The sequence below is a fragment of the Arthrobacter zhaoxinii genome, from assembly GCF_025244925.1.
GTDB classification, from domain to species: Bacteria; Actinomycetota; Actinomycetes; order Actinomycetales; family Micrococcaceae; genus Arthrobacter_B; species Arthrobacter_B zhaoxinii.
On record NZ_CP104275.1, the window covers coordinates 347810 to 364146 of the forward strand.

The following is a 16337-nucleotide window of genomic DNA, read 5'->3' on the forward strand; positions in this document are numbered from 1 at the left end:
ATGTGACGCCTACTACATGGAATAGACCCGCTCCGGACTCCCCGAAGGGCGGATTGGGGCCCGACGCCGAGCGGACGCTGGATGTCATCAGCCTCGGCCGCCGCGTCCGGCACCTGCGCAAGGCCAAGGGCATGACGCTCGATGACCTGGGTGCCGCCGTCGGAACGGTGGCGTCCCAGCTGTCCCTGATTGAGAACGGCAAGCGCGAGCCCAAGCTCGGCATGATGCAGGCGCTGGCGGCGGCCCTCGAGGTCAGCATCGACTCGCTGCTGGGAGCCGAGCCGCCGAGCCAGCGCGCTGCCTTGGAAATCGAACTCGAGCGGGCGCAGCGCGGGCCGCTTTATGCCTCCCTCGGCCTGCCCAAGGTGCGGATCGGGTCGCGGCTGCCGACCGACGTCCTGGAATCCCTGGTGGGCCTGCAGGCCGAGCTTGAGCGACGGCTTAACGACCAGATGGCCACCCCCGAGGAGGCGCGCCGGGCCAACGGAGAGCTGCGGGCAATGATGCGGGAGCGGAACAACTACTTCCCGGAATATGAGGCCGAAGCGCAGAAGGTGCTGGATTCGGTGGGGCACACGTCCGGCCCGCTGTCGCAGCACGTGATCGCCGATATCGCCGCGCACCTGGGGTTCAGCCTCCACCACGTGAACGACCTGCCGCACTCCACCCGCTCCGTCACCGACCTGAAGAACCGGCGTATCTACCTGACCCAGTCACAGCGCTCGGACCACGATCCGCGGTCGGTGCTGCTGCAGGCCCTGGGCCATTACGTACTTCAGCACCAGACGCCGAGCAGCTACGGCGAGTTCCTGGGCCAGCGGGTGGCCACGAACTACTTCGCCGCCGCCCTATTGCTGCCGGAGAAGGCCACGGTGGAGTTCCTGCAGCGGGCCAAGGCTGCCAAGGAAATAGCCGTGGAGGACATCCGGGATGCCTTCGCGGTGTCCTATGAAACGGCCGCCCACCGGTTTACCAACCTCGCCACGGAGCATCTGGGCATCCCCACCCACTTCCAGAAGGTGCACGAGAGCGGCATCGTCTACAAGGCCTATGAGAACGACGGCGTGACCTTCCCCGCCGACCACACCGGCGCCATCGAGGGCCAGCCGATCTGCCGGTACTGGACGTCGCGGGAAGTGTTTTCGGTGCCCGACCAGTTCAGTGCGTTCAACCAGTACACCGACACCCCGGCCGGCACGTACTGGTGCACCGCCCGGATTGAACGGGGATCGGCCGGCAAGTTCTCGCTCAGCATCGGGGTGCCGTACCAGCACGTGAAGTGGTTCCGCGGGCGGGACACCACCGCGCGGTCTCGCTCCCGCTGTCCTGATCCGGACTGCTGCCGTACCCCGCCGGGGGAGCTGGCCTCGCAGTGGTCCGGGTTCGCGTGGCCCAGCGCCCGGGCGCATTCGCACCTGCTCGCCGCCCTGCCGCCCGGTGCCTTCCCCGGCGTGGATGAGACCGAGGTGTATTCCTTCCTGCAGGCGCATTCGGAGCAATGACGCGAAGCCGGTTCCGCGGCTAGGGTGTAGCCATGCCCGAGATGCCCGAAGTGCAGGGACTGGCCGATTTCCTGCGGTCCAAGCTGCTCCCGCCCGACGCGCCGGCCGCGGTGATTGCCGACGTCGAGGTGCTGTCCTTCCCGGTGCTGAAGACTGCGGCGGTGCCGTTGGAGGAGCTGTACGCGGGGCCGGTGTCCGACGTCGAGCGGCGGGGGAAGTTCCTGATCCTCACTGTCGGCGGCGTGCATCTGGTGATGCATCTGGCCAAGGCCGGCTGGCTCCGCTGGTCCGATGCCCTGAAGCCGGGGCATCTGCGCCCGGGCAGGGGACCGATGGCCCTGCGGGTGCGCTTTGCTGCCTCCGGTGACGGTGCAGCCGGGCCTGGCTTCGACCTCACCGAAGCCGGCACTCGGAAGTCGCTGGCGGTCTACGTTGTCCGGGACCTCGCGGACGTACCAGGGATTGCCCGGCTGGGTCCCGAAGCGCTCGACGTCGGTGCGGCGGCCTTTACGGAACTGGTGACTTCGCACCGCGGCCAGATCAAGGGACTGCTGCGGGACCAGTCGGTCATCGCGGGGATCGGCAATGCCTACAGCGACGAGATCCTGCATGCAGCGCACCTGTCACCCTTTGCCATCGGCGCCAAGCTGGGGACGGACGAAGTGCAGAGGTTGTTTGAAGCGATGGGAGCCGTTCTGGACTCCGCGATCGAGAATGCCGCCGGCCGTCCCGCGGCGGAGCTGAAGGACTCCAAGCGCCAGGCCATGCGGGTGCATGCCCGGACCGGCGAGCCCTGCCCGGTGTGTGGTGACACCGTCCGCGAGGTGGCCTTCGCGGATTCCTCGCTGCAGTACTGCCCCACCTGCCAGACCGGGGGCAAGCTGCTGGCGGACCGGCGGATGTCCCGGCTGCTGAAGTAGCTGCGCGGCCAATCAAAGGGGGGAGTGCATTCAATGGACTATGTCGACGGGAGTCGGTTCGGGCCACTTGCGCGGAGCTATAGGGATGCAGCAACCTGAGGTTATACGTGGACATTGTGTGGTCATGCGACAACAAATTCTGTGTTATCGTAAATCCGGCCGATTGGTGTAACGGGTAACACGTCATCATGAGATGAAGTTTCCAGGTTCGATTCCTGGGTCGGCGGAGTGCAGGAGAAATCACCCTGCATTGCGCCGACCTAGGAATCATAGGTAAGGGCGGCTGATGCAGGACCTCTTCTCGGCCCATATGGGTAACCACAAGGCGTTGGACCGTGCTTTCGATGTAGTGTCGCGTGCGTGTAAGGATGCGATTCGTCGTGAAGATACCGATGAGATTGATGCTCTTACTAAAACTTGTGCCTTTCTTCTTGGGGCCAAGATGGAGAATCGATTGTTCCGTCTGGTCTACGAGGATGGCGCGTTTGGCGACAGTGCAATCGCAGGTATTATCGGGGCAAGGTCTATAGAGCAGGCTTGGAAAACCGCGATTACCGAAGCTTTTGCGAAGCGCTACCAAGTCCGGCCAGAACGGGTCCCTTCGGGATTAGGGTTTACGGACCGGGAGCGATATAAAGAGCTAATCCGAATTGTTGATAAGCAGCTTGTCCCCGTCATAACTTTGCGGAACATTCTCGCGCACGGGCAATGGCATCGGGCGTTGAACTCTGAGCGAAGTCGAGTCGATACGTCTCGCATGAACATTATGATGACCACTCGGCTATGGCACCTAATGGTGCGTGCCAATTTGCTGGAGCATCTAGTCAGACTCGTTCACGATTTGGCGGTAACTAGGGATGCCTTCGAGCGTGACTTTGATAAACACTGGGCCGATCTGAACGCCGCAAGTCAGAGGCTCGAGCAAAATAACTATGCAGTTTGGGAAGAGAACTTGGTGAGACGCTACTCAAAACGACCGAAGACTGCTCGCCGAGTTGCTCGAGGTTGAACATCCCTGCACTTGTAAAGGTTAAAGGGAACGGATAACCCGATTGGGCTATCCGAGAATATACAGAACGTCAGCGCGACGTGCTAAGTAGCCGACTGCTATGGCTTTGTTCGATACACGACAGCGGGCCCCGGATTTCTCCGGGACCCGCTCTTCGTTCCAGTACAGCGCTACGTGTTAGCCGCGGCCACCGCCGTGGCCGCCGCCGTGACCGTTGCCGCCCTTGCACTTCTGGGCTTCAAAGCGGTCCTTGTAGGTGGCCTTTTCGACCTTGCCCTTACCGGTGGAGGTGAGGTTGACTGTGACGTCGCCTACCTTGATGGAGGACTGGCGGGTCTTGATGACCACCGACTTGCTCTTGCCCGGATCCAGCTTGTTCACCGTCGCGGTGCCGTAGCTGGACTTCACCGTCGCATTGACCTGCTTGGTCCCGGTGTTCTTGACCGTGACCGCAATCTCGGCACCCGAACCCGAGCACTTGCTGACCGCGCTGACCGGGTTGGCCGGCGTGGGCTTGGTCGGTGTGGGCTTAGGCGTAGCCGTCTTGGTGGGAGTCGGCTTCGGCGTCGCCGTCGGTTTGGGTGTTGCCGTAGAGGTGGGAGTCGGCGTCGGGACCGGAACCACCTTGGCCGGTACCTTGACCGGGACCACTTCCGCCTTGCCGCCGTCGCCGTTGGCGCCGCTCAGGTCACCGGTGGCGTTGTGCAGGTGCAGGAACAGCGCCTTCGCGTCGGTGGTGCCGGCGCTGCGGGTGACATCGATCTTGCCGCCGTTGACGTCTGCGAACAGGCTGTCCGGTGTGGCGCCGGCGAAGGTCAATGCCGGGTTGGCGGCATCGAACGGGACGTACTCGGTGGTGTCGACAGGAACGCTCTCGCCCTGCTCATCCACGCTGTACGGGTTCCAGGTGGTGACCCGGTACCGCAACGGTGCCGATGCCGCGTTTACATCCAGGCCCAGTGCCGTTGCCGAAACCGGCAGGGCAACCGCATTGGTATCGAAGGTGTTGGTATCAGTGCCGCCCTGAACACCGTTGGCACCGGTCTGGTCCACGGCTACTGCGGTGCCGTCGGCGTTCAAACGGTAAGTCGTCGCCAGGACCAGGTCCACGTCGGCCGCACGGGACGTGACGGTGACGAAGTCCGGGACCGAGTCACCATTGGTGTCGATCTCCACGTCAATCTCGAACGCACCGCCCAGCATGGGCCAGTTGGCCCAAGTGCTGACACCGAAGTTCACGACGGACGTCTGAAGATCGCCGCCGGCAGCCTTCAGCGTCGGAATCGTGGAAGATGCACCCACCGCTTGTACGTCCATGGCGTACATGGAATCCATCTTCACGGAGTCCAGCCGCGGACTCTCCGCGCCGAGGACCAGGGGCGAAACCAGGGACAGGTAGCGCGAGGCACCCGTACCCTGGATGAGTTCACGGCCCTGCAGTGTCACGGTGCTCTTCAACGCCTCGGAGTCCGCGAAGGCGATTTCCTTGCCCGCACTCATCTCCGACGTCGGCTTCGGGGCCGAATAGACGGGAACCCGCAATGTGGGCGTGCCGTTGCCGGCAAACTGCACCCGGCCGGACACATCAGCCAGGAACTGCCTGGAAATACCCGCCTGCTCGGTATCGGCGGCGGGGTCAATAGTCTTGGCCAGCGCAGCCGGGTCGGAAATGCTCAACGTCACGTCCACGGTGGCCTTGCCGTTGCCCGGCACGTTCACCGAGGGAGTGGTGCTGATGACGACGCCGGGCATGGTGGACGCCTGCAGGTAGCTGACGTTGTAGGAGACAGGACGATCGGACTTGTTCTCCACCGTGACCTGGCGGGTCAGCACCAGGGCTTCCTTGCCCAGCTCCATCACACCGAAGTTGACGCTGGTCAGAGCCGGATCCTCGGTGGCGTACGCCAGGACCTTGTTATTCAGCGCATCAAGGGCATCTACCCGGCCGGCACCGACCCGGTTGGGCCCTTGAACGGCACCGCTTGCCGTGAGCAGGTCATGCGTTGCGGTGTTCATGATGGCGGTCTTGATCTCGTAGGGGTTCAAATCCGTAGCCGCGTAGAGCAGGGCCGCAATACCGGCCACATGCGGGGTGGCCATGGACGTGCCGCTGCTGACTGCTGCACCGGTGCCGGAGCCGACGGCGGCTGATCCGATGGCCGAACCCGGCGCCGCGACGTCGGGCTTCACGATTCCGTTGGAACCGTGCACTCCGCGGGAGGTGAACGGGCTGACGGTGTCACCGACACCCGACGGGGCGCTGGTGGTGGCCATGTAGGCCGGTGACAGGTGCAGGGTCAGTGCCCCTGCTTCGGCGGCCGGACGCAGCCGGTCCGAGGAGTCGACATTGAGCTGGATGCCGGGAATGGCGGTGTTTCCGCCGATACCCGATTCAAAGACCGAACGCGGGGAATCGAGCACCACACCGGTGGCTCCGGCGGCCTGGGCATTGTTGAACCGGACCCCCGAACCGCAGGGGAAAGCACCGTTTTCTTCCCACTGGATCCAGACCCATTTCCCGGTCAGGGAGCCGGCCGGGAAGGCGTTGCAGCCAAAACGGTTGTCTGCCGGAGCCATCACTACATCGCCGGTGAGCTGTGCTTCCGTAACTGCCGAGTAGTTGAAGTTGGAGGAGTACTGGCCGGCAACGGCTGCGGCCGGTTCGGTCGATCCGGCCGGGGCGATGACGTCGGCGCGGTCGAGAGTGACCCGGGTACCGATGGTGCTTGCGACGGTCAGAGCCGACTTTGCGTTGCCGGGGGACCCGCCGATGTCATAGACATCGCCGGCGTTGCCTGAAGCGACGACGGAAAGGATGCCCTGTTCGGTGAGCTTGTTGACGATGTCATTCTCGGGATCGTCCACCGGGCTGTAGTCGGAGCCGAGGGACATATTCACTACCTGGGCGCGGTCCGAGAAGTCGCCATCGCCGTTGGGGTCCAGCACGTAGTCCAGCGCTTGGCCAACCACCTCGGAGGAGCCGGCGCAGCCGAAGACACGGATGCTCACGAGCTGGGCATCCGGGGCTGAGCCGGGGCCGATCCGCATGGAATCGACCTGTTCCGCCGTGAGGGTGGAGTAGTCGCCGCGGAAAGCGGAGCCGTCGTTGTTGGTGCCGTACCCGGCTGCGGTACCGGCCACATGGCTGCCGTGTCCGCCGCAGTCGAGCGGATTGAGGTCCGGCCGGGGAACGGGCTGGTAGGTGGGGGAGGTGGGATTGGCGTCATAGTCATCGCCCACGAGGTCGTAGCCGCCGATGAACTTAGCGGGATCAATAAGACCGCTTTCAGCGGCGGGAATGGTGGCTGATGCCTGCGCTGCTGCGTAGGCCTCGAGGGTACCGGGGCCGCCGAAGTCACTGTGGGTGTAGTCGATGCCGGTATCCAGGACAGCGATGGTGATGCCCTCGCCGGTCTGCTGACGCTCCACCCAGGTGTTCAGGGCACGGGTGTCGATGTCTGCACCCTTGTTGTCGATGTGCTTCGGCACGATCTTGGTGATGCGGGCAACGTCCGTACGGCCTGCCAGATCGCGGATGGCCTCTGCATCGCCCACAATGGCGGTGCCGGGGAGGGTATTGGTGGTGGTGTAGAGAGTGCTTGCGGCGGCTTCCTGCGCCACGGATTCGGCCTGTGAGGTGATGTCGCTGCGGATCTCTTCGACCAGCGGCTTGTTCACCACCGGCTCCGCTTTGCCTTCCTTGACTGCATCGGGCTGTGTCTGTTCAAAGGCGCCTTCGCCGGTGAACTGCACGTAGACCGACACCTTGCCGGATGCGTCCCGCAGGCTGGGGGATACCTTCTGCTCAGCGAACCGCTGGACCGGGATACCCTCTGCCAGTTCGGACGCGCCGTTAGCGGGTGCCTCGGTGGCCTGGGCTGGAAGGCCCACTCCCAAGCCTACTGTGAGTGCGATCCCGGCGAATGCGGCAGTGACAACCGCGCCGGGTTTGTGATGGATGGACAATCTCATTGCGCTCCTTGAACAGTCCACCGAGCGCTACCGGGCATGTCCAGGAGACAATTGCACGGCTGCTGACACACTGCGGCAGGTTTTCCGTTGTGCCTCCAACCCCCGTAAGGAGTGTCAGCGTGCACGTAACGGCCCCCAAATCCATGCAGCCGTAGGGTCACCATAGAGGACCATTCGTGCGGTGCAAAGGTTGGTGTTCACATTGTCGAATTACTAGTTCGACCCTTGTTATTTGCTAAGTAAGGATGTAGGTTCCCGCAGCTGCAACTAAGAATTTCGTTCCCGGTTACCGCGCTTTTGCGTTCGGATGTATTCCCCCCATAACAAAAAGAGCCCTCCCGTTTCCCGGGAAGGCTCTTTCCGTTCTTCTTTTCCGCGGAGGGCGGCAGTTACAGGGCCGGACCCTGCCCGGCGTTGCCCTGCCACAGCGCATCGAACGGAGCGTTGGAGGACACGCGGTTGCGGATTCCTTCGGTGACGAACGCCTTGGCGGTTTTGGCCGCTTCCAGCGGCGTTGCGCCCTTGCCCAGTTCGGCGGTGATAGCCGCGGCCAGGGTGCAGCCGGCGCCGCTGACGGCTACCTCGCCCACCTTGGGAGCCCGCAGCACCTCCATGGTTTCGCCGTCGTAAAAGACGTCGACGGCGTCGTCGCCTTCCAGACGGACGCCGCCCTTGGCCAGGACCACGGCTCTGCTGGCGTCATGGATGCGGCGGGCCGCTTCCTTCAGGTCTTCCACGGTCTCAATGGAATCCATGCCGGACAGGGACATGGACTCGAAGTGGTTGGGGGTGACGAAGGTGGCCAGGGGAAGGATCTGGGCCTTGAGCGCCTTGTCGGTGTCCAGCGCGGCGCCCGGTTCCTGGCCCTTGCAGATAAGCACCGGGTCCAGCACGAGGTTCTTCCAGTCCTGGGCCTGCAGCGCCTTGGCGACGACGTCGATGGTCGCCGGGGTGCCGAGCATGCCGATTTTGACCGTGTCCAGGTCATAAGCGGTCGTGATGGCTTCGAGCTGATCGCTAATGACCTGCGGATCGACCGGCACGAAGCGGTGGTTCCAGGAGTCGTTGGGGTCGAAGGACACAATGCACGTCAGTGCGGTAATGCCGTAGACGCCCAGTTCCTGGAAGGTCTTCAGATCGGCCTGGGCACCGGCCCCGCCGGTGGCTTCCGAGCCGGCGATAGTGAGCGTGACGGCCGGAGCGGAGGGCGCAGAAGTGTGTGTGTTAGCAGACATGGGTCTATCTTCCACCCAAACCGCCGAAACCGGCCACCCATGTGAGACGCCCCGTGACGGCGGGCCGCCGTCGTCGTGCCGCCGTCGTCGTGCCGCACCCGGTGCCGGCTATCCTTCCCGCCGGACGCCGCGGAGCAGGTGGACCACGTCTTCCAGAATGCTGCGGACCACCGGCAGCCGGGACAGGATGACGAGTTTGGCGATCAATGGCGCCAGATTCGCGGCCAGCCGGTGGGACCTGCGCTGCCCGGGGGAGCGGTCGTACACCCAGAAGAAGGTGATGCCCATATGCATCAGCCAGAGCAGTTCGGGCAGGTCGCTGCGGAGCGCCACGGGCGGCTGCGGCCGGGCACTCGCCACCGCCTGCCGGAACATCGCGATGGACTTGCCGCGGCCGACCGCGTCGTCGTCGCGGCGGTGCGGTGCCATGGCGTCGCGCAGGAAATGTACGCCGAAGGCGTGGTAGGGCTCCATCGTGGTCAGGCCCGAGGAGAAGATGGCCAACAGGTTCTCGCCCAGGTTGTGCCCCTCGCGGATCTGCGGCAGCGCAAGCGAGCGGTGCTCATCCTGGAGGGAGCGGTACAGCTCGTGGATGAGGTCGTCCTTGGAACGGAAATAGTAGTAGGCGTTGCCTACGGAGACATCTGCCTCCAGCGCGATGGCGCGCATGGTGGTCTTTTCGTAGCCCTGTGAGGCAAAGAGGCGCAGTGCCGTATCGATGAGGAGCCGGCGCGTCTGTTCGCTCTTGGCGGTGGCGGCCAATGATGCTCCCTTATGCAGTATTTCCAGCGTTCAGTAGACCACATCTTTTGAACGTGTTCAAAAAGGAGTATGCGCCGCGTTCCGGCCGGTCGTGGCAGAATGGATGCGGCCCTGCGGGGCTGCCCGGGGCAGCGGGCACAGTGCTAATACAGCCGGCGAAAGCCAGGCGAACCACTAACCGAACGGAAAATGCCATGAATGCACAGCCACGGGCAGCTGTGAAAACCGCCGCAGCCTACGCCTCCCGCGGGAGCTCCCAGTACGACCTGATCCTCACCCTGATGTGCGTGGTCATTGTCATTTCGAATATCGGCGCAACCAAGGGCGTGCAGTTTTCCCTTCCCGGCGGCTGGGACATTGTCACCGACGGAGGGTTTTTCCTCTTCCCGCTCGCGTACATCCTGGGTGATGTGGTCAGCGAGGTGTACGGCTTCAAAGCCGCCCGCCGGGCCATCTTCGCCGGCTTTGCGATGGCGCTTCTCGCCGTCGTCAGTTTTGCCGTAATCATTGCGCTGCCGGGATTCAACGACGCCTACGGCCTGGAAAAGCAGGCCGCGCTGGAGGCGGCGCTGGGACCGGTCTGGCAGATTGTGGCCGCGAGCCTGCTCGGGTTCCTTGCCGGCCAGCTACTCAACTCCCTGGTGCTCACGCGGATGAAGGATCGGTTCCGGGAGAAGGCGCTGGCCGGACGGCTGATGGCCTCCACCGGAGTGGGGGAGTTCGCCGACACCCTGATTTTCTGTGCCATTGCGGCTCCGGTGATCGGGATTACCGACGCCGGCGGGTTCCTCAATTACGTCCTCTTCGGCTTCCTTTACAAGACACTAATTGAGTACCTCTTTGTGCCGGTCACGGCCATGGTGATCCGGGCGATCAAGAAGCGCGAGCCTACCTATGCCGAGGCTGCGCTGGAGCCGGTGGCGGTGTAGCGGGTTCGTGCCGGGAGTGGAAGAAATCCTTTTCCCGATGTGCAAAGGTTGGGGAACGCACGCGTAACACGTCCCCCAGTACGGCAGGAGCAAACATGAGCAACCAAGAACCAGTCCCGAACCCCGGTGCCAAGGCAGTAGACGAAAACCTGGCCGGAACACGGGAGGAATTCAACGACGAAGTCACCCGGGTGATGATCGAGGACGCGCAGGAGGATTCGAAGTCCGGAGACGAGGAACGGGATTCCCAGCCCGCCCTGGAAGAGGACGAAGAAACCATGGCTAAGCCGGACAATTCCTAGCAGCCGTTTCAGCTCCAGGCCAGGACTGCAGCGGTAGGTAGAGCAGGAAGTTCCCGGGTGGATACCCGGTGGCTCAGCTACTTACCGCTGTAGTACTTGCCCAGCACCTCGGCTTTGAAGTCGAAGAACGTACCGTCGTCGATAGACAGGCGGGCATCGTCCACGAGCTTCACGGTGAAGCGTTCATTGTGGATGGAAATCAGTGTGTGGCTGACCATCTCGTCGGACTTGAACAGGTGGTGGATGTACGCGCGGGTGTAGTTGGTGCAGGTGTAGCAGTCGCAGCCGTCCATCAGCGGCCCGAAGTCCCGCTTGAACCTGGCATTGGACAGGTTCTTGCGGCCGTACGGCGTGTAGAACGCCGAGTTGCGGGCCACGCGGGTCGGTGAAACACAGTCGAACGTGTCGGCACCGTTTTCGATGGCCGTGAAGATGTCATCGGGCTCTGAAATGCCCAGGAGGTGGCGGGGCTTGTTTTCCGGAAGCTCTTCCGTGCACCACCGGACAATGGTGCCGAGGTTTTCCTTCTCGAAGGCACCGCCCAGGCCGAAGCCGTCAAAATCCATGGCACCGAGGTCCCGGGCTGCCTTTCGGCGCAGGTCCTCGTACTGGGCGCCCTGCAGTACTCCAAAGAGCGCCTGGTAGGGCTTGTCGGCGCGCTCCTCGGTCAGCCGCTGGTGCTCGGCAAGGCAGCGCAGCGCCCAAAGCCGGGTCCGTTCCAGGGACATTTCCTGATAGCCGCGCGAATTCATGAGCGTGGTGAGCTCGTCGAAGGCAAACATGATGTCTGCTCCGATTTTGTGCTGCACCTGCATCGAGATTTCCGGGCTGAAGCGGTGCCGATCCCCGTTCAGGTGGGACTTGAACCAGACGCCGTCGTCGTCAATGTGGGCCAGGCGTTCCTTGCCGGGCGCGACGTCGTCGTCCGCCCCCGTGGCATGGGTGGTCCCGTCGGCATTCATGTTGATGACCTTCTTGAACCCGGCGCCCAGGCTCATGACCTGGAACCCGCCGGAATCGGTGAAGGTAGGGCCGGACCAGTTCATGAACTTCCCCAGGCCGCCGGCCTCGTCCAGGATGTCTGGACCGGGCTGCAGGTACAGGTGGTAGGCGTTGGCCAGAACCGCCTGGGCGCCCAGCTCCGCGACGGACTCGGGGAGCACCGCCTTGACCGTGGCCTTGGTGCCTACGGCGATGAACGCCGGAGTGGCTATCTCGCCGTGCGGTGTGGAGATGGTGCCGGTACGGCCCTGGAAGCCGCCTCCGTTCGCCTCGACTCGCTGTTCGGCCGCTGCAGGGGCGGTTTCGCGCAGGCGCTTACCGAGGGTGAAGGAAAAGGCTGAGGAAGACACCCCTCCATTTTGCCCTACCCGGAGCAGACTTCCCGCCGGGTGCCGCACCTGGGAGATGCAGCACATTTATTCAGCCCTGCGCTTCCCCGGGGATAGGTTGGATGGGCGGAAATTGAACCCGGTGACGAACCGGACGGAATACGCCCGCACCCCTCCTATTCCAACGGAACGAAAGTGCCGGCGGTACGAAAGGCAGAGGCCTTCCCCTTGACGCACCTGCAAGAGATGTTCAGGATCGCTCCGGCGAACAATGACCACCACGCGGCTATCCGGTGTGCCATCGGCCTGGGAGTGCCGCTTTTCCTCGTGCTTTTCCTGGGCCGGCTCGATCTCGCCATCTTCGCGACGTTCGGCGCCTTCACCGGGATTTACGGCCGGAACGAACCGCACCGCCAGCGCCTGGGCCATCAGGGCCGCGCCGGAGCGCTGATGCTTGCAGTGATTCTGGCGGCGGCATTGAGTGCACGCCTGGACCTCGACGCCTGGGGAACCGTGGTGGGCACGACGGCGGTCGCCGGGCTGGGGACGGTGGTCACGGGCTTCTGGCGGCTGCGTCCCGTCGGCTCGCTGTTCCACATCTTTGCCTTCGCAGCGATCTCTTCGGTTCCGAACCAGCCCCCGCTCTGGCAGGGCATGCTCGCTGCCGTCCTGACAGTGGTCTTTTCCCTCCTGGTGGGCCTTTCCGGAATGCTGGTGCGCCGGTACCGCACCGCATGGAACAAGCCCGAGCGCCCGCGGTTCTCCGCAGCCCAGCGGCGCCTCATCTACAGCGACGGGCTGCAGTACGCGGGGGCAGCCGTCATTGCCGGGTCCATCGCCACGCTGTTGGGAATCGGCCACAACTACTGGGCGATGGTGGCCGCCACCGTTCCACTGATCGGCGCGACCGTCCGCCACCGGGTCCACCGCGGCCTGCAGCGTATCCTCGGGACGTTCGGGGGCCTCCTGCTGACGGCACTGATCCTGCTTCCGGGGCTAGAGCCCTGGCAGATGGTCCTGGTGATTGCCGCCTGCCAGTTCGGCGCGGAAATGTTCATTGCCCGGCAGTACGCCCTCGCGCAGGTGGTGGTCACCCCGCTGGCACTGGTCAGCACGGAGCTGGCCCACCCGAGCAACCCCATGGAGCTGCTGCGGGACCGAGGCATCGAAACCCTGATCGGCGCCGTCGTCGGCATGGCCGTTGTGGTGGCCGCGCACCTACGGCAGCAACGCCTGCTCCGGAAGCAGGCGCAGCAGGACTAGCCGCGTACGGCGATCAGCTCGGTGCGGATGCGCCGGTCCAGTTCGGCGTCGGAGAGCGTCTGCGACCCGCCGTGGGAGCGCAGGTACAGCAGCGCGTTCAGCCGCAGGACCCGCCATTCCCGTTCGTTCTTGTCGTTTCCGGCCTCAGCGGCGCGGTGGATTTCACGGTCGTAGAGGTTCGGTTCGTTCAGCTGGCGCTGCAGCAGTTCCGCCGCCAGCTTGGCCTTCATCGGGTCCGTCTCGGACTTGTCCGCAGCACGCACGGCATGGCTGTACGCGGCGGCGCTCTCGGCGTCGCCGGCCTCATGGGTGATGTGCGCCGCCAGGGCCAGAACGCCCTGAATCCAGTTCCACCGGCCGAAGTTCCCGTCAAACGGCAGCCCGGTGATGACGTTGCAGACCTTCAGGGAATTCTCCGCATCACCAAGATCGATGAAGAGAATGTGGGCAAGGTCGCGCACATCCTGCAGGTGGCTGCCGGATTTCACGTTCAGCCCGCGCTCGAGCCGCGCCGCAATTTCCTGCACGGCACGGTTATCCGGATGCGCCGCCGCAGCATCGGCGATGATGTCGGCGGCGTTGTCTTCCTCCGAAGGCACCTTCCGGACAGCGTCCGACGGCGCGCCCTCAGGTGCCGGGGCCTGCACGCGGACGGCGGAGCCGTAGGCCAGCCGAAGCGAGGTTCCGTCATCGAGTTTGGCGATAACGAGTGCGGGGACGCCGAAATCATCGGCCTCCACACTGGTTCCGGCTACCGGAGCCAGTGGTTCTGCGGCACCCTCACCCGGGACAAGGATCTGTCCGGGGGCAAGCAGTTCCGCGTTGACCCGGAACGCGTACGTTTCCGGCAGGCTCTCAGACATTGGATTCCTTCGTGATTGGACCTCGGCTCCCCAGAACCTTCAGTATATAAAGCTTGCAGCCGCGCCTTTTTCAGCGTCCCCAGCCGGCCGAGGCCAGCGCCTGCCGCAGCAGGTCTCCCCGGCCGCCGGAGAACTCGGCGTAAATAGCCGGGCTGAGAGCTTCGTCGGGGGTAAGCCAGGACAGTTCCAGTGCGTCCTGGCGGGGATTGCATTCACCGGTCACCGGAATCAGATATGCGAGCGCGACGGCGTGCTGGCGCTCGTCCGTGAGCCCGCTCTGGGAGGGGGAGGGGAAATATTCCGCAACGGCGAACGGCACCAGCGTGGGCGGCAACTGCGGCAGTGCCATGGGTCCCAGATCCTTCTCCAGGTTGCGCAGCAGGGCACCGCGGATAGTCTCGCGGTACATCACCCGGCCCGAAACGAAGGAACGTATCATCTGGCCTTCCGGGGTCGCCTGCAGCAGCAGCCCCACTTCCGTGACGTAGCCCAGCGGGTCGCACCGCACCGGCACGGCCTCGACGTAGACCATGGGCAGACGCTGCCGGGCTTCGTAGAGATCTTCCTCGGAAAGCCAGCCTGGATACGGGTCAGGAGTACGAACGTTCATAGGAGTGTTCTACCTCAAAGGACCCGTGCGCGTCACACGGCACGCTGCGCTTCGGCCCTTGGCTGAACCCGGCGGGAACCGGTTCCGGCCGGTCCGGACCCTTTCAGCCCGGCAGCCGCCTCCCTAGACTGGGGCCATGACACGAGAGCTCCCGGAGCTTCTCCTGCCGGATGCCGGGGCATGGCGGGAGTGGCTGGAGCACAATTACGGCTTGTCCTCCGGTGTCCGCCTGGTGCTGGGCAAGAAGGGCGGAAGCGTCACGGAGCTGACGTACCGCCAGGCCCTCGATGAAGCGCTCTGCTTCGGGTGGATCGACGCGCAGGCAGACAAACGCGACGAAGAAAGCTACCTCCAGAGGTTCCAGCCGCGCGGTCCGCGCAGCAGCTGGTCACTGCGCAACGTCGGATACATCAACCGGCTGGAAGCGGAAGGCCGGATGCATCCGGCAGGCCGGGATGCCGTGCTCAGCGCGAAGGTGGACGGCCGCTGGGATGCCGCCTATGCCGGGTCGGCAACCGCGGAAATCCCGGAGGACCTGCAGGCCGCCATTGCCGCCGTGCCCGCCGCGCAGGAAATGTTCGATGTCCTGACGTCCCAGAACCGCTTTGCCATGTACTTCAGGCTCAAGGGTCTCAAGACGCAGGCCGGCCGCGAGCGCCGGATCGCCGACTACGTGCAGATGCTCAGTGAACACCGGTCTCCCTATCCGCAGAAGCGGAAGCCGGCCTGACACCTATCCCGAAACCGTCCAGGAGGTCCATATGTGCCGGCTCTTTGGTATGCATGCCGGGAAAACTCCGGTCCGGGCAACGTTCTGGCTGCTCACCGCCCCGGACAGTCTGGCCCAGCAGAGCCATAAGGAAGCGGACGGCTTCGGGATAGGCACCTTCACCCCGAACGGCAGCCCGGTGGTCGATAAAGCGCCCATCGCCGCCTATGCGGATGTCCGGTACGCCAGGGAGGCCCGGGACCTGGAGAGCACCACCTTCCTGGCGCATGTGCGTTACGCCAGCACCGGCGCGGACACGGCCGTGAATACGCACCCCTTCGAGCAGGACAACCGCCTCCTGGCCCACAACGGGGTGGTGGAGGACCTGGACAAGCTCGACGACCGGCTGCGCCAGCTGGAGATGTATCACCTGGTCAAGGGACAGACGGACAGCGAGCGGGTCTTTGCCCTCATCACCGCGGCAGCCCGGGTGAACGGGGGAGACGTTTCCGCCGCCATCGCGTCCACGCTGACCTGGATAGCGCAGAACCTGCGGCTCTACGCGGTGAACCTGGTTCTCACCACCGCCACGGAGCTGTGGGCTGTCCGCTACCCCGACACGCATCCGCTGTACGTCCTCCAGCAGGGGCCGAAGGGTCCGGTGGGGGAGAAGCGCAGCAACCGGATCAGCGTCCACAGTGACCAGATCCGCCGGGAGAACCGGCCGGAGGTCCTTGTGGCCACCGAGAAAATGGACGCCAACCCCAACTGGCGGCTGCTGGATTCCGGGGAAGTCCTGCATGTGGACAGCTACCTCAACATGCAGCGCAGTTTCCCGCTCCCGCAGCACCCGCAGCACCTGATCACCCTCGCGGACCTGGACCCGGCGGCTGCCGCCTCACAGCACCCGCTGAAGGCCGGCTAGGCGTT

Annotated in this window: 14 protein-coding genes and 1 tRNA gene; 9 read left to right on the forward strand and 6 right to left on the reverse strand. The window is 64.3% G+C overall.

What is annotated here, in order from left to right; all coding sequences use genetic code 11:
• The first annotated feature begins 2 nt into the window (after positions 1-2).
• The 4 genes from N2K95_RS01725 (at position 3) to N2K95_RS01740 (ending at position 3431) form a co-directional block, all read left to right on the forward strand.
• On the forward strand, positions 3-1502 hold the full coding sequence (locus tag N2K95_RS01725) for a helix-turn-helix domain-containing protein (protein WP_313771168.1): 1500 nt from the start codon (positions 3-5) through the stop codon (positions 1500-1502).
• Between the two features lie 32 nt (positions 1503-1534).
• A complete protein-coding gene (locus tag N2K95_RS01730; protein ID WP_260652644.1) occupies positions 1535-2422 on the forward strand; it encodes a DNA-formamidopyrimidine glycosylase family protein in 888 nt (295 codons plus the stop codon).
• A gap of 157 nt (positions 2423-2579) precedes the next feature.
• A tRNA-OTHER gene (locus N2K95_RS01735) sits at positions 2580-2649 on the forward strand.
• Positions 2650-2708: 59 nt separating this feature from the next.
• Entirely contained in the window at positions 2709-3431 is a 723-nt protein-coding gene (locus tag N2K95_RS01740) for a hypothetical protein (protein WP_260652645.1), read from the forward strand.
• A 177-nt stretch (positions 3432-3608) separates the two neighbouring features.
• Here the strand turns inward: N2K95_RS01740 and N2K95_RS01745 are convergent, their stop codons facing one another.
• From N2K95_RS01745 to N2K95_RS01755, 3 genes are all read right to left on the reverse strand, one after another.
• On the reverse strand, positions 3609-7403 hold the full coding sequence (locus N2K95_RS01745) for a S8 family peptidase (RefSeq protein WP_260652646.1): 3795 nt from the start codon (positions 7401-7403) through the stop codon (positions 3609-3611).
• Between the two features lie 389 nt (positions 7404-7792).
• A complete protein-coding gene (gene thiD / locus N2K95_RS01750; protein ID WP_260652647.1) occupies positions 7793-8638 on the reverse strand; it encodes a bifunctional hydroxymethylpyrimidine kinase/phosphomethylpyrimidine kinase in 846 nt (281 codons plus the stop codon).
• Between the two features lie 108 nt (positions 8639-8746).
• Positions 8747-9400: a TetR/AcrR family transcriptional regulator gene (locus tag N2K95_RS01755; protein ID WP_260652648.1), complete on the reverse strand. Its 654-nt coding sequence runs from the start codon at positions 9398-9400 to the stop codon at positions 8747-8749.
• 194 nt (positions 9401-9594) lie between these two features.
• Between N2K95_RS01755 and N2K95_RS01760 the strand changes: the two genes are divergently transcribed.
• Together N2K95_RS01760 and N2K95_RS01765 are read left to right on the forward strand one after the other, a co-directional pair.
• Positions 9595-10329 (forward strand): queuosine precursor transporter, encoded by a 735-nt coding sequence (locus N2K95_RS01760; protein ID WP_260652649.1) that lies wholly within the window; start codon positions 9595-9597, stop codon positions 10327-10329.
• A gap of 95 nt (positions 10330-10424) precedes the next feature.
• Positions 10425-10631, forward strand: coding sequence for a hypothetical protein (locus N2K95_RS01765; protein WP_260652650.1), 207 nt, complete (start codon positions 10425-10427; stop codon positions 10629-10631).
• A gap of 77 nt (positions 10632-10708) precedes the next feature.
• Here the strand turns inward: N2K95_RS01765 and tgt are convergent, their stop codons facing one another.
• Positions 10709-12049, reverse strand: a complete 1341-nt coding sequence (gene tgt, locus N2K95_RS01770) for a tRNA guanosine(34) transglycosylase Tgt (RefSeq protein ID WP_260652651.1) — start codon at positions 12047-12049, stop codon at positions 10709-10711.
• Positions 12050-12190: 141 nt separating this feature from the next.
• Between tgt and N2K95_RS01775 the strand changes: the two genes are divergently transcribed.
• Positions 12191-13225, forward strand: a complete 1035-nt coding sequence (locus N2K95_RS01775) for an FUSC family protein (protein ID WP_260652652.1) — start codon at positions 12191-12193, stop codon at positions 13223-13225.
• Here the strand turns inward: N2K95_RS01775 and N2K95_RS01780 are convergent.
• On the reverse strand, positions 13222-14088 hold the full coding sequence (locus tag N2K95_RS01780; protein ID WP_255793694.1) for a DUF6707 family protein: 867 nt from the start codon (positions 14086-14088) through the stop codon (positions 13222-13224). The two genes, N2K95_RS01775 and N2K95_RS01780, sit on opposite strands and share 4 nt — an antisense overlap.
• Before the next feature lie 70 nt (positions 14089-14158).
• A complete protein-coding gene (locus N2K95_RS01785) occupies positions 14159-14698 on the reverse strand; it encodes an NUDIX hydrolase family protein (RefSeq protein ID WP_255793693.1) in 540 nt (179 codons plus the stop codon).
• A 136-nt stretch (positions 14699-14834) separates the two neighbouring features.
• On the opposite strand from N2K95_RS01785, the gene N2K95_RS01790 reads away from it, so the two are divergent.
• The gene (locus tag N2K95_RS01790; protein WP_260652653.1) at positions 14835-15428 is read left to right on the forward strand and encodes a YdeI/OmpD-associated family protein; all 594 of its coding nucleotides are present in this window, start codon (positions 14835-14837) and stop codon (positions 15426-15428) included.
• A 49-nt stretch (positions 15429-15477) separates the two neighbouring features.
• Entirely contained in the window at positions 15478-16332 is an 855-nt protein-coding gene (locus tag N2K95_RS01795; RefSeq protein WP_260652654.1) for a class II glutamine amidotransferase, read from the forward strand.
• Positions 16333-16337: the final 5 nt, after the last annotated feature.